Below are 12,737 nucleotides of genomic sequence, written 5' to 3'. Positions count from 1 at the left end.
AAATAAGTAGGGGGTGATCCAATGATAATCGAATGTTTGGGAACTTCTGGGGGTGTACCAACACTTTATCAATCAGTTTCACAGCATAAAGATGCACAAAAACGAACAGGGCCTGGTATCTTCATTCATGATTTACAATTACTAATCGACACTTCGGAAGATATATTTCAACAACTAAGACAATCAAAAATTTATGATATAAAATATGGCATTTATTCTCATTGGCATCCAGATCACACGATGGGGATGAGGATATGGGAAACACTCAATTTTGATTTTATTCACAAAATACCTAAGTCCAAAACGACAACGGTTTATATTACAACTCAAGAAGTGGAAGATTTTAAAGCATATTTTGCGCGTTGGGAATATGTTCAATATTTAGAATCATTAGGCGTAATTAACCTAGTAATTGTTGACAATGATGCAGAAATTAGTTTTGAAGACACAACGGTAGAGTGGATTCAATTAGCAGAGCAATTCGCGTTTGGTTTTTATTTAACTACAAATACCAAACGTATACTTATTATTCCAGATGAAATTAAAGGCTTTCGACCAACGGAGAAGTTGAAAAATGTTGATGTTGCTATTTTACCTTTTGGTAGCAATGAAGTTAATCCTATAACTAATGAACGTATTCATCCAGAAGGTATGTTAAATGCTTTAGGAGAGGTTACATTCGATGAATGTGTGACTATTGCTAAAACTATTAATGCTAAGCATACATATTTTACTCATATTGAAGCTACTGAAAGTTTAACGAAGGCACAAATTAAACAATTAGAAGAGCGATTAGAAGAAGATGGCTTAAAATCAACCATTGCATTTGATGGATTGAAAATTCAAATTTAAATAATGATTAGTGATTTTAATACCAAAAATCAAAGTATCAGCAATCGCCATAAATGTATCATTATATCTTTTGAAACTGTTTTGCGATAAGGAGTAGGACTATGAAATCAATATCTAGTTTTGATTTTGTACCTACTCTTTTATTTTGCCTTTTGGGTAATATGAATAAAAGTGGTGTACATGATTTTTGATTAATGAATTCAAACCGTTGTTACATAGATCTCCAAGATTTATAATGAAAATAATGACGCAAAGTGAGGGATTTCAAAGTGAATGAAGAACGTTATTCAAGGCAAATGCTATTTAAGCATATAGGCACATCTGGGCAAGAGAAAATTATGAATGCACATGTGCTAATTATTGGTATGGGTGCTTTAGGAACACACCTTGCGGAAGGACTTGTGAGAGCTGGTGTAGGTGAGTTGACGATTGTCGATAGAGATTATATTGAATTTAGTAACTTGCAGCGCCAGACGATGTATACAGAAATGGATGCAGTAGATAAGTTACCTAAAGTAGTCGCAGCTGAACGAAATCTAATGGCAATACGTCAAAATCTGAACTTGCACATACACATTGCACATGTTGATCGATTATTCTTAGAAACATATGCGCAAGATGTTGAACTTATACTAGATGCTACAGATAATTTTGAAACAAGACAATTGATTAATGATTTTGCTTATAAAAATACCATACCATGGATTTACGGTGGCGTCGTACAGAGTACTTATGTGGAAGCAACATTTATACCTAAACAAACACCGTGTTTTAACTGTTTAATTCCACAGTTACCTACAATTAATATGACCTGTGATACAGTAGGTGTTATTCAGCCAGCAGTCACTATGACGACCAGTTTACAATTAAGAGATGCATTAAAAATATTAACTGGCGCAACAATAGCGACTAAAGTTACTTACGGTGATATTTGGGAAGGCACACACTTTACATTTGGCTTTAGTAAATTGCATGATAGTGCTTGTACAACTTGTGGTACACAACCGACATATCCTTATCTCAATACAACACAAAGACAATTTGCAAGTTTATGTGGCAGAGATACTGTTCAATATGAAAACCCAGAAATTTCCCAGGAAATGTTAGAAACATTTTTACAACAACAAGAAATACCATATCAACGTAATCCTTACATGTTACATTTTGAATACAAAAAACATAGAATTGTTAGCTTTAAAGGCGGGAGATTATTAATTCATGGGATGACTCGCCCACAACAGGCGATAACGTTGATTAACCAATTATTCGGCTAAGGAGGTTTAATATGCATACAAATGTAAAGCTTGATAGAAATATTAGATGTGCAGTATTAACTGTTTCTGATACAAGAGATTATGAAACCGATAAAGGTGGTAAATTAGTTAAAGAGTTACTTTCAACATTAAACGTTATGATTACAGAATCACATTATAAAATTGTTAAAGATGAACAAACTGTAATTACTGAGCAATTAAAGCATTGGCTAGCAGAGGATATTGATGTCATTATCACCACAGGAGGTACTGGTATAGCACAAAGAGATGTAACGATAGAAGCTGTTTCCAGTTTGATTACGAAGGAAATTGAAGGATTTGGAGAATTATTTAGATATCTAAGTTATACAGAAGATGTTGGGACTCGTGCGTTGTTATCTCGAGCAATTGCTGGCACGGTAAATAATAAATTGATTTTCAGTATACCAGGCTCTACTGGTGCAGTTAAATTAGCATTAAATAAGCTCATTAAACCAGAATTGAATCATTTAGTGCAAGAGATTACAAAATAAATTAGAGCCCAACATTTTAAGTTTGTTGGACTCTATTTCTTACATATTAATATTTATGACAACTATCTTTGATAGTCACCAGATTTACCGCCTGTTTTAGAGAGTAGATAAGTTTCTCCAATGACCATGCCTTTATCTAACGCTTTTGTCATATCATAAACCGTAAGTGCTACAGCTGAAGCGGCAGTGAGCGCTTCCATCTCCACACCAGTTTTTCCAGTTGTAGAGACCGTTGCCTGTATATTTAAAGTGTATGCTTGTGTATTTTCTTGCCAATCAAATGTAATATCTATACCAGTTAAAGGTAATGGATGACACATTGGTATAATATCAGATGTGTTTTTTGCAGCCATAATACCAGCAATTTGAGCAGTATTAAGCACATTCCCTTTTTGGTTAGTATGATCAACGATTTGTTTATAAATCGCTGGATTTACCGTAATACTAGAATGCGCAGTAGCTGAGCGTTTTGTTGTGTTTTTGTCAGAGACGTCTACCATTTTCGCATTTCCTTGTTTGTTTATATGGGTGAATTCATTCAAAGTATCCCTCCTAATCGTGTTCTAGTATATCATGAAATTATTAATTATAAGGAGTAGATTTACGATGCCTGTAGAGAAAAGAAATTCGATTCCAGTGAATGAAGCAATTCAACGTGTGGTAAAGCAAAATATTTTTACAAATAGAATCACTTTACCTTTAGCAGAAAGTTTAAACTATATTTTAGCTGAAGACATTGTAGCAACTCATGAGATACCAAGGTTTGATAAATCACCATATGATGGTTTTGCATTAAGAAGTATTGATACAAAAGAGGCGAGCGGTGACAATCGCATTAAATTTAAAGTCATTGACCACATTGGAGCGGGATCAGTTTCAACTAAAAAAGTTGGAGCATTTGAAGCTGTAAGAATTATGACAGGTGCACAAATACCTGAAGGCGCCGATGCTGTAGTTATGCTTGAACAAACTGTCGAAGGTGAACATGATTTTACAATAAGAAAAACTTTTAGCGAAAATGAGAATGTTTCGTTAAAGGGTGAAGAAACCAAAGTTGACGATATTGTATTAGAAAAAGGACAATGTGTTAATCCAGGTGCAATCGCTGTTTTGGCAACATATGGCTATACAGAAGTTCCAGTTTTTGAAAAACCTAGCGTGGCTGTGATTGCTACAGGAAGTGAATTGTTGGATGTTAGCGACGATTTAGAACCGGGAAAAATTCGTAATTCAAATGGTCCTATGATAACTGCATTAGCAAAAAAGCATCAGTTAGATGTCAATGCATATAAAATTCAACAAGATGATTTAAATAGTAGTATTCAAGTGATGCGTGAAGCAATGGTTGAGCATGATATTGTCATTACAACTGGAGGTGTGTCAGTAGGCGATTTCGATTATTTGCCTCAAATTTATGAAGCGGTCAACGCTGAAGTCTTGTTTAATAAAATCGCCATGCGTCCAGGAAGTGTCACTACGGTAGCTATTGCAAATAACAAATATTTATTTGGATTATCAGGTAACCCCTCTGCTTGTTTCACCGGGTTTGAACTCTATGTCAAACCTGCAATACAGCATATGATGGGCGCTAAAGCGATATATCCACAAATTGTGCAGGCCACACTCATGGAAGATTTTAAAAAGCCAAATCCATTTACTAGATTTATTCGAGCAACAGTGACTTTTAATGGTAAAGAGATGACGGTTGTGCCATCAGGATTTAATAAGTCCGGTGCAGTAGTAGCGATTGCGCATAGTAATGCAATGATTGTGTTACCTAGTGGTACAAGAGGATATCAAAAAGGCCACACAGTTGATGTCATTTTAACTGAATCACAAGCATATGAAATGGATACGACGCTATGATATTACAAATCGTAGGTTATAAAAACTCGGGGAAAACCACTTTGATGACGCACGCAGTGAAATTTTTAAAATCACATGGCTTTTGTGTAGCAACGGTTAAACACCACGGTCAACATGACTTAAACTTGTCAGATATTGAACTGCAGGCAAATACTGTTGATCACATGAAACATTTTAATGCAGGTGCAGATCAAAGTATTGTTCAAGGACATCATCTACAACAAACAGTTACACGAACTGAAAAACAAAGGTTGGATGAAATCATTGATAAATCTGTTACAATAGACAGTGACATCATTTTAGTAGAAGGTTTTAAAGAGGCAAATTATGATAAAGTGCTTATATATCGTGATGATGCTGATTACCAACAGTTAAATAAATTAACAAATATTCAGTATTATATTAATATTGGGCAACCATTAGCATTTCAAAAATTTGAGCAATGGTTATTATCTTTCGTTAACGAAAAGGGAATGGATTAAATGAAACAATTTGAAATTACAAATAAGCCAATAGAAACCGAACAATATCGCCAATATGTGCTCAATGAACATCAAGGTGCTGTTGTAGTTTTCACTGGTCATGTACGTGAGTGGACAAAAGGAGTTAAAACAGAGTATTTAGAGTATGAAGCGTATATACCTATGGCAGAGAAAAAGTTGGCACAAATAGGTGATGAGATTTCAAACAAATGGCCAGGGACAAAAACAGCTATTGTCCATAGAATTGGACCGTTAGCTATTTCTGATATAGTGGTATTGATAAGTGTTTCATCGCCACATAGAAAAGATGCTTATCGTGCTAATGAATATGCAATTGAGCGTATTAAAGAGGTAGTGCCCATTTGGAAAAAAGAAATTTGGGAAGATGGTGCTGAATGGCAAGGTCATCAACATGGTAACCATGAGGATGCAGTTGGAGGGAAAAAGTTATGAAAGTTTTATACTTTGCGGAAATAAAAGAAGTTTTGGATAAAAGTTCAGAAGATATTGACTTAAGTTATGATATTACCGTCGATGAATTTGTATCAGATTTGTTTGAGCGTTATCCTAGTATTAATAGCAAAAACTTTCAAATTGCGATTAATGAAGAATTTGTCAAAGGTGATGATATCGTAAAACCTAATGATACTGTAGCGTTGATACCACCAGTTAGTGGAGGGTAATGGAAATATGAAAGCAATCATACTTGCTGGTGGACAATCAGAAAGATTTGGAAAACCAAAAGCATTTGCAAAGATTCATTCACAAATGTTTTATAAACGTATCATTGAAGTTTTAGAAGCTACAAATATGTTTAATGAAATAATTATTAGCACAAATGAAATATTAGCACATGAATTTGATTATGATAATATTGTTATCGATCATGCTAAAAACAAAGGTAAAGGCCCGCTGGCTGGTATTTACTCTGTCATGAAACAACATACTGACGAAACGCTTTTCTTTGTGATTTCTGTAGATACACCGATGATTACACAAAAAGCAATAAGTAAATTGTATCAATTTATGGTTGAACATTTAATAGAAGATCAACTAGATATCGCCGGTTTCCAAGAAGATGGCATGCCCATTCCAACGATGGCTTTTTATAGTCCACATACGCTTTCTTTTATAGAGGTAGCATTGGAATCAGGTGATTACAGCCTTAAGAATGTCTATTCAAAAGTCAAAAGTGATTGGTTAGATGTGCACGAAATTGGTTCATCTGATTATTGGTACAAAAATATTAATTATCAACAAGACTTAATAGATTTACATCACGACATTAAGAATAGATAGGGGGCTGATCAGATGGTAGAGCAAATAACTGATAAACTTGGGCGTCCAATTCGAGATTTAAGATTGTCAGTTACAGATCGTTGCAATTTTCGTTGTGACTATTGTATGCCAAAAGAAATATTTGGTGATGACTTTGTTTTCCTACCCAAAGATGAATTACTTACTTTTGATGAAATGGTCCGTATTGCTAAAGTTTATACGCGATTAGGAGTCAAAAAAATACGTATTACCGGTGGAGAGCCTCTACTCCGAAGAGATTTATATAAATTAATATACGAGTTGAATCAACTTGATGGTATAGAGGATATTGGTTTAACTACCAACGGTTTATTATTAAAAAAACATGGTCAAAGATTATATGATGCTGGTTTAAGACGTATTAATGTAAGTTTAGATGCGATTGATGACAAAGTGTTCCAAGCTATAAACAACCGGAATATCAAAGCTTCCACAATTTTACAGCAAATAGATTATGCGGTCTCAATTGGTTTTCATGTAAAAGTAAATGTAGTTGTTCAAAAAGGTGTGAACGATAATCAAATTTTACCTATGATTCAATATTTCAAAGATAAGGATATTGAAATACGCTTTATTGAATTTATGGATGTAGGCAATGATAATGGTTGGGACTTCAGTAAAGTAGTAACAAAAGATGAAATGTTAAAAATGATTGAGTCATCATTTGATATAGAACCTGTAAAACCTAAATATTTTGGTGAAGTAGCTAAATATTATCGACATAAAGATAATGGTGCTAAGTTTGGTCTTATCACAAGTGTATCTGAATCATTCTGTTCAACATGTACACGTGCAAGATTATCATCAGATGGTAAGTTTTATGGTTGTCTATTTAGTACCGTAGATGGATTTAATGTAAAGTCATTTATGCGATCAGGCGTGTCAGATGAAGCTCTGTTTGAACAATTTAAAGCTTTATGGAATATTAGAGATGATAGATATTCAGATGAACGTACTGCACAAACAGTAGCTAATAGAAAACGTAAAAAAATCAATATGAATTATATTGGTGGCTGACTTATCAAATACAATCGTTTATGGAGATTGCACTTTTATCACAACATTCATAGCTATTAAATTTTTAAGAAGTTCAAATAACTAATAATACGAAAATTATATTCATTTATGAAGTTATTCTAAAATATATTAAGAGTAGGAGATAATTCAAATTTCAATTGAATTATCTCCTACTCATTTTTTTTATAATTTGAACTCATATCTTATGTGAAATGATTTCAAAAATGAGGAAAGATATTTTTATATGAAAATGTATTATACATAAGTAATTTTTTAACGATTAAAGATAATGAACAATAGAAAAAGATTACCATAATCAATTGTAGCTATATAAAAACTTTACAATAGTAAAATTTATTTATCTGTTTCTTTTAAAATAATAGATTTAATGAAGAAAGTGTTATATAATATTTTAAAAGCTTATTCATTATATAAAGCCAATACTAACAATGAAAGTAAATCATGAGGAGGCCAAATTTATGGAAAGTAAAGCATCATTTTATATTACGTCTGAGAGGGCTTTAAGTCAGTTGAAACATTGGTTGAAGTCAGCTCATCGTTTATCTATCGAAGAGTTTGTAGTTCTGTTTAAGGTTTATGAAGCTAATAAAATTAGCGGAAAAGAATTAAGAGATACCTTACATTTTGAAATGTTATGGGACACTAGTAAAATAGATGTTATTATAAGAAAGATTTACAAAAAAGAATTGATTTCAAAAGTTCGATCAGAAACAGATGAAAGACAAGTGTTCTATTATTACACAGATGATCAGTTAAAAGTAATAGATGATATTATAACAGAAATCGAAAACATAAAAGTTGCTTAATCATTAAGGTTACAATCAGATGATGATCAATAACAACAATATAAATTTGAAATAAGCCAAGTGCTAAAATAGCATTTGGTTTTTTTATGTATTTGAAATATAGAATAAACCTAATTCAGTAATAATTATAATATAAATAAACAAATTTCAATTTTAAATATTGTAAAATGTAGACGAATTGATGCTTCAGCCATAAAGTATGTAAAAAAACTGCCAACAATACTTTTGTTGACAGCTAAAAACAATGTTTTTCAGGATATTTAGTTTATTGTTTAATGAAAAGATTAGATATTCATGTGTTTTACTTTTCTACCATGAACAAAGTAATAAATAACTCCAGTAATTAAAACCAGTACACCCATAATAGCGTATAATTGAGCGAATGAAACTGCAGAGGTTACAAATCCTAATATATATGGACCAAAGCCTAGTCCTAAGTCTAAACCAATGAAGTAAGTTGAGGTAGCTATTCCATATTTTGCCGGTGGAGATACTTTGATTGCAATTGCTTGCATACAAGAAGAAATATTTCCGTAACCAGCACCAAGGAGTAATCCCGCAAGAATTAATAACCAACTATTATTTGTAATACTTAACGTTAAAAAGGTAAGTATTAAAAAGATGAAAGCAGGATAAGCGATGACGTTTTCATTTTTGAGATCCATCATTCTACCAGCGATTGGTCTTGTAATGAGTGATGCAATAGCATAAAAAATAAAGAAATAACTAGATATTGTAACTAAATTAATTTCTTGTGCAAAAAATTGTAAAAATGTCAGAATAGACGAATAAGATAACCCGGCAAGGAGCATAATGATTGCCACAGGTAATGCTTCTTTGGCGATGTAGTTATTAATATTAAATTTTTTACTTTCAGTAGTTTGAGGTTTTATGATATCACGCGTTGTATCGATATTTAACTTAATGAAAAATGAAATGATAAAACTAATGATACCGCACATTAAACAAAGTAAAAATAACAATTGAATTGGGAATGTATTAATAAGTAAAAGGCCAAAAAATGGACCGATTGCAGCGCCGATAACTAAGCTTAAAGAGAATAAACTAATACCTTCACTTTTTCTCTCCTGAGGCGTTGCATATGCAGCAATTGTTCCTGTCGCTGTTGTAGTAACCCCAGTAGCAATACCATTAACTAATCTCGTGAACATTAAAATAGCTAAGGCACCTTCTATAAAATAGAACAATTGTGTGATGATTAATAAGATTAAACCAATGATTAAAATCCGTTTAGGTCCTATTTTATTAACGTACTTTCCAGTGATAAATCGTCCGATTAAAGAACCGATAATAAATAATCCGGATACAAGTCCTGCCATACTGTCTGAGGCATGATATTCAGATTTTGTATAACTTGCTATGATAACGATAAGTAAATACATGCATAAGTAGACTAAAAAATTAGTTATGAAATTAATATTAAAATTCTTTGTCCAAATTGGTGTCTTCATCGATGCTGATTGATTCATGTTAAAACTCCTCTTTCTCTAAAATTTTCGCGTGAATAAGTTGTATTGATTGTGTGATATGCTCCAGTTCTGAATCTGACAAACCTGTATTTTTAATGATTTCATCTTGCACTTTATCTACGCGAGTACTAATGCTTTTATAAAGATTTTCTCCTTTTTGAGAAAGTGAAAGCCATTTTTCTCGTTTATCGGTACCTGTTTCTACAGTTAATAAAGATTTTTCAGAAAGCACTTTTAATATTTTTCTTGTGGTCGGTTTTTCAATAGAGCGTCGTTTTGAAATTTGTACTAAAGTGGTTGGGGCATTATAGGAGATATCTTTTAAAACGAGCCATTGTGCAGGATAGAGATCAAATGATTCAAAGATGGGTTGGAATAGTTTTGTATATGGTCTATAAATTGCAATGATATTATCAAAGACAAATTTATTTTGCATGAATGCACACCTCCGAAAATAGTTAGCAAAGCTAACTTAATTTTTAAACAAGTTATATTTTAGTCTATTATGCCAAGGAAATCAATAGCTATTTTTTAAAATATGATTTTTAATCACTATATAAATATGATTTCACAAAAGTAAATTGAATCGTAATCATAGGTTATCGGAAGTAAACGCTTAAACAATTTGTTAGAATAAATATAAAGAAAAAATAGGGGGATCAAGGTATGCAAGATTTAAAATTAGATCATATCGTTCATTATGTACAACAATTAGATAATTTCAAATTCCCAGGCCATTTATTTACACTATATCAAGGTGGTAAGCATGATCAATTAGGCACATATAATCGTTTAGCGTACTTAAATAATGCTTACATTGAATTACTTGATATTTATAAACCAGAAAAATTGCAAAAAATTGTCAAAAGTGAAGAAGGGCGAGTCTCATTTCCTTCAAAAATCGTTCAAGATCAGTATAAACAAGGACTGAAAACAATAGCATTTCAAACGCAAGATATTACTAAACTAAAAGAAAAACTTGAAGCACAAAATATAGATGTTATAGGTCCTGTAGAAATGGAAAGGGAAAATACTAAAGGAGAAAAGACTACATGGCGCTTGTTATATATAGCTGATCCAGATTATAGAGTTAAACCGCCATTTTTTATTCAATGGAATGAAAATATTGAAACAAGAGAAGAAAAGCTAACATCATTACGGCAAAACGCCTTTAGTATCAAGGGGATTGAAATTAATAGTACAGAAAGAACACATACGGTTGAAAAATGGCAACAGTGGTTTGGGATGGAAGTCGTGAATGATACAGAAACGTTCACAACATTAAAGTTGAAAAACGATGATATTGTATATCGTATATACGATGGTGAGTATTCAGGTTATAAAGCGGTTACTTTGAAAGACGATAATACAACTTCACCGTACACTTTAATCATTAGAGGGCTTAAGTACAAAGTTGAAGCGGATTAGTAAATGTAAACATACATACTATGTGCAATAACGACGATGTGTATCACAGAAGTGATTAGTGTTAAAATAGTTAAGTAAGTTCCCCATTTATTTTTATTAGATAAAAGTAGTAAATACACTGTTGCTACAAATGTAAAAACAGCGAGAATGATTCTTAAACTTAGATATGAAACATTAAACGTTGTACTAAATGTTTGGATTACAAAAATTAAATTGATTAAAAAGAGTAATGACAATATAATGATACGCACTAGAACACCTCATTTCGTATCATATTATAGCAAATAATAGGAAATGATGTGAAAGAATGTGTGAAGCAATGTATAATAACAAAGTATGTAATGGTAAAAGGAGATATCAGTTTTTATGGAAAAGATGAATATAACAAATCAAGCTCATGATGCATTTGTTAAAGCGCATCCGCAAGGTGATCTATTACAATTAACAAAATGGGCAGAAACAAAGCGATTGACTGGCTGGTACTCAAAGCGTATCGCAGTAGGTGAAGATGGTGAGATTTTAGGAGTGGCTCAGTTATTATTTAAAAAGGTTCCTAAATTGCCTTATACGCTATGCTATATTTCAAGAGGTTTTGTAACAGATTATAGTAATAAACTCGCATTAGAAACATTACTAGAATACGCAATTCAGATAGCAAAAGAAGAAAAAGCTTATGCAATAAAAATCGACCCTGATGTTGAAGTAGATAATGGTGCTGATGCACTTACACATCTAAGAGCACTAGGTTTTAGACATAAAGGGTTTAAAGAAGGACTTTCGAAAGATTATATCCAACCAAGAATGACAATGATAACACCGATTGATAAAAACGATGACGCTTTAATTCAAAGTTTTGAAAGACGTAATCGTTCAAAAGTTAGATTGGCATTAAAACGTGGTACGAAAGTAGAACGTTCTGATAGAGAAGGTTTGAAAACATTTGCCGAATTAATGAAAATTACGGGTGAAAGAGATGGCTTTTTAACGAGAGATATTAGCTATTTCCAAAATATATATGATGCTTTACATCCCGATGGAGATGCAGAATTATTCTTAGTGAAATTAGAGCCTAAACCCGTGCTTAAGGATTTACGCCAAGATTTAGCGCAGTTAGAAAAGGAAAAAGAAAAGCTAGCTGAAAAAAAACAAGATAAAAAGACATTAAATAAAATAAACGATGCTGACAATAAAATGAAAAAAACGCAAGAACTTATCAATGAGATGGAAGCTTTAGAAGCTAAGCACCCAGAAGGATTATATTTATCAGGTGCATTGCTTGTGTTTGCTGGAAATAAATCTTATTATCTGTATGGCGCGTCATCAAATGATTATCGAGACTTCTTGCCAAATCATCACATGCAATTTGCAATGATGCAATACGCTCGAGCACATGGTGCTAAAACATATGATTTTGGTGGCACAGATAATGATCCCGATAAGGAATCAGACCATTATGGATTGTGGGCATTTAAGAAAGTATGGGGAACTTATTTAAGTGAAAAAATAGGTGAATTTGATTATGTGTTAAATAAACCATTATATCAAGTTATTGAAAATGTTAAACCTAAATTGACTAAAGCTAAAATAAAACTTTCACGTAAATTAAAACGTTAGTAGTTTTGTTTGTGATTTTGTAAAAAAGTAGACACGTTATAAAGTTTTAATATGCAAC

At 32.4% G+C, this 12,737-nt stretch carries 15 protein-coding genes; 12 read left to right on the top strand and 3 right to left on the bottom strand.

The genetic code is table 11. From position 1 onward, the window contains the following. Nucleotides 1-21: 21 nt before the first annotated feature. From HMPREF2586_RS01640 to HMPREF2586_RS01630, 3 genes are all read left to right on the top strand, one after another. Nucleotides 22-852, top strand: coding sequence for an MBL fold metallo-hydrolase (locus tag HMPREF2586_RS01640; protein ID WP_070657886.1), 831 nt, complete (start codon nt 22-24; stop codon nt 850-852). A gap of 269 nt (nt 853-1,121) precedes the next feature. After that, nucleotides 1,122-2,126 carry a ThiF family adenylyltransferase gene (locus HMPREF2586_RS01635; RefSeq protein ID WP_070657884.1) on the top strand — a complete coding sequence of 335 codons (1,005 nt, stop codon included), beginning with the start codon at nt 1,122-1,124 and terminating at the stop codon, nt 2,124-2,126. Nucleotides 2,127-2,137: 11 nt separating this feature from the next. Continuing rightward, a complete protein-coding gene (locus HMPREF2586_RS01630; RefSeq protein ID WP_046208447.1) occupies nt 2,138-2,638 on the top strand; it encodes a MogA/MoaB family molybdenum cofactor biosynthesis protein in 501 nt (166 codons plus the stop codon). A gap of 62 nt (nt 2,639-2,700) precedes the next feature. On the opposite strand, the gene moaC is transcribed toward HMPREF2586_RS01630, so the two are convergent. Then, nucleotides 2,701-3,180 carry a cyclic pyranopterin monophosphate synthase MoaC gene (moaC, locus tag HMPREF2586_RS01625; protein ID WP_070657882.1) on the bottom strand — a complete coding sequence of 160 codons (480 nt, stop codon included), beginning with the start codon at nt 3,178-3,180 and terminating at the stop codon, nt 2,701-2,703. Between the two features lie 64 nt (nt 3,181-3,244). Here moaC and glp point away from each other — a divergent pair, with 64 nt between their 5' ends. The 7 genes from glp to HMPREF2586_RS01590 all read left to right on the top strand — a co-directional run bounded on the left by glp (nt 3,245) and on the right by HMPREF2586_RS01590 (nt 8,147). Next, nucleotides 3,245-4,504, top strand: coding sequence for a molybdopterin molybdotransferase MoeA (glp, locus tag HMPREF2586_RS01620; RefSeq protein WP_070657879.1), 1,260 nt, complete (start codon nt 3,245-3,247; stop codon nt 4,502-4,504). Beyond that, on the top strand, nt 4,501-4,986 hold the full coding sequence (gene mobB / locus HMPREF2586_RS01615; protein ID WP_064209374.1) for a molybdopterin-guanine dinucleotide biosynthesis protein B: 486 nt from the start codon (nt 4,501-4,503) through the stop codon (nt 4,984-4,986). The genes glp and mobB overlap by 4 nt, the downstream gene beginning before the upstream one ends. After that, nucleotides 4,987-5,439, top strand: a complete 453-nt coding sequence (locus HMPREF2586_RS01610; RefSeq protein ID WP_070657877.1) for a molybdenum cofactor biosynthesis protein MoaE — start codon at nt 4,987-4,989, stop codon at nt 5,437-5,439. Next, nucleotides 5,436-5,669: a molybdopterin converting factor subunit 1 gene (gene moaD / locus HMPREF2586_RS01605; RefSeq protein WP_070657875.1), complete on the top strand. Its 234-nt coding sequence runs from the start codon at nt 5,436-5,438 to the stop codon at nt 5,667-5,669. The genes HMPREF2586_RS01610 and moaD overlap by 4 nt, the downstream gene beginning before the upstream one ends. 7 nt (nt 5,670-5,676) lie before the next feature. Next, nucleotides 5,677-6,285, top strand: coding sequence for a molybdenum cofactor guanylyltransferase MobA (mobA, locus tag HMPREF2586_RS01600; protein WP_070657874.1), 609 nt, complete (start codon nt 5,677-5,679; stop codon nt 6,283-6,285). A gap of 12 nt (nt 6,286-6,297) precedes the next feature. Further along, nucleotides 6,298-7,320 (top strand): GTP 3',8-cyclase MoaA, encoded by a 1,023-nt coding sequence (gene moaA, locus HMPREF2586_RS01595; protein WP_070657871.1) that lies wholly within the window; start codon nt 6,298-6,300, stop codon nt 7,318-7,320. Between the two features lie 479 nt (nt 7,321-7,799). Further along, entirely contained in the window at nt 7,800-8,147 is a 348-nt protein-coding gene (locus HMPREF2586_RS01590; protein WP_046208439.1) for a SarA family transcriptional regulator, read from the top strand. Nucleotides 8,148-8,431: 284 nt separating this feature from the next. On the opposite strand, the gene HMPREF2586_RS01585 is transcribed toward HMPREF2586_RS01590, so the two are convergent. Both HMPREF2586_RS01585 and HMPREF2586_RS01580 read right to left on the bottom strand, forming a co-directional pair. Next, complete coding sequence (locus tag HMPREF2586_RS01585; protein ID WP_064209377.1) at nt 8,432-9,637, bottom strand: MFS transporter; 1,206 nt, start codon at nt 9,635-9,637, stop codon at nt 8,432-8,434. A gap of 1 nt (nt 9,638) precedes the next feature. Then, nucleotides 9,639-10,073 (bottom strand): MarR family winged helix-turn-helix transcriptional regulator, encoded by a 435-nt coding sequence (locus HMPREF2586_RS01580; RefSeq protein WP_064209378.1) that lies wholly within the window; start codon nt 10,071-10,073, stop codon nt 9,639-9,641. Nucleotides 10,074-10,303: 230 nt separating this feature from the next. Between HMPREF2586_RS01580 and HMPREF2586_RS01575 the strand changes: the two genes are divergently transcribed. After that, on the top strand, nt 10,304-11,065 hold the full coding sequence (locus HMPREF2586_RS01575; RefSeq protein WP_070657869.1) for a VOC family protein: 762 nt from the start codon (nt 10,304-10,306) through the stop codon (nt 11,063-11,065). 366 nt (nt 11,066-11,431) lie between these two features. Then, complete coding sequence (locus tag HMPREF2586_RS01570; protein ID WP_046208435.1) at nt 11,432-12,679, top strand: lipid II:glycine glycyltransferase FemX; 1,248 nt, start codon at nt 11,432-11,434, stop codon at nt 12,677-12,679. Nucleotides 12,680-12,737: the final 58 nt, after the last annotated feature.

This window comes from Staphylococcus sp. HMSC034G07 (genome assembly GCF_001835975.1).
Classification (GTDB): Bacteria; Bacillota; Bacilli; order Staphylococcales; family Staphylococcaceae; genus Staphylococcus; species Staphylococcus ureilyticus.
Note: the sequence above shows the minus strand (reverse complement) of the source record. Positions and strands in the feature narration are given on the sequence as shown.

What these genes read in the sequence shown, in the direction of transcription:
- HMPREF2586_RS01640 (WP_070657886.1), top strand. Translation starts at nt 22, where the DNA reads ATGATAATCGAATGTTTGGGAACTTCTGGGGGTGTACCAACACTTTAT.
- HMPREF2586_RS01630 (WP_046208447.1), top strand. Translation starts at nt 2,138, where the DNA reads ATGCATACAAATGTAAAGCTTGATAGAAATATTAGATGTGCAGTATTA.
- glp (WP_070657879.1), top strand. Translation starts at nt 3,245, where the DNA reads ATGCCTGTAGAGAAAAGAAATTCGATTCCAGTGAATGAAGCAATTCAA.
- mobB (WP_064209374.1), top strand. Translation starts at nt 4,501, where the DNA reads ATGATATTACAAATCGTAGGTTATAAAAACTCGGGGAAAACCACTTTG.
- HMPREF2586_RS01610 (WP_070657877.1), top strand. Translation starts at nt 4,987, where the DNA reads ATGAAACAATTTGAAATTACAAATAAGCCAATAGAAACCGAACAATAT.
- moaD (WP_070657875.1), top strand. Translation starts at nt 5,436, where the DNA reads ATGAAAGTTTTATACTTTGCGGAAATAAAAGAAGTTTTGGATAAAAGT.
- mobA (WP_070657874.1), top strand. Translation starts at nt 5,677, where the DNA reads ATGAAAGCAATCATACTTGCTGGTGGACAATCAGAAAGATTTGGAAAA.
- moaA (WP_070657871.1), top strand. Translation starts at nt 6,298, where the DNA reads ATGGTAGAGCAAATAACTGATAAACTTGGGCGTCCAATTCGAGATTTA.
- HMPREF2586_RS01590 (WP_046208439.1), top strand. Translation starts at nt 7,800, where the DNA reads ATGGAAAGTAAAGCATCATTTTATATTACGTCTGAGAGGGCTTTAAGT.
- HMPREF2586_RS01585 (WP_064209377.1), bottom strand. Translation starts at nt 9,637, where the DNA reads ATGAATCAATCAGCATCGATGAAGACACCAATTTGGACAAAGAATTTT.
- HMPREF2586_RS01580 (WP_064209378.1), bottom strand. Translation starts at nt 10,073, where the DNA reads ATGCAAAATAAATTTGTCTTTGATAATATCATTGCAATTTATAGACCA.
- HMPREF2586_RS01575 (WP_070657869.1), top strand. Translation starts at nt 10,304, where the DNA reads ATGCAAGATTTAAAATTAGATCATATCGTTCATTATGTACAACAATTA.
- HMPREF2586_RS01570 (WP_046208435.1), top strand. Translation starts at nt 11,432, where the DNA reads ATGGAAAAGATGAATATAACAAATCAAGCTCATGATGCATTTGTTAAA.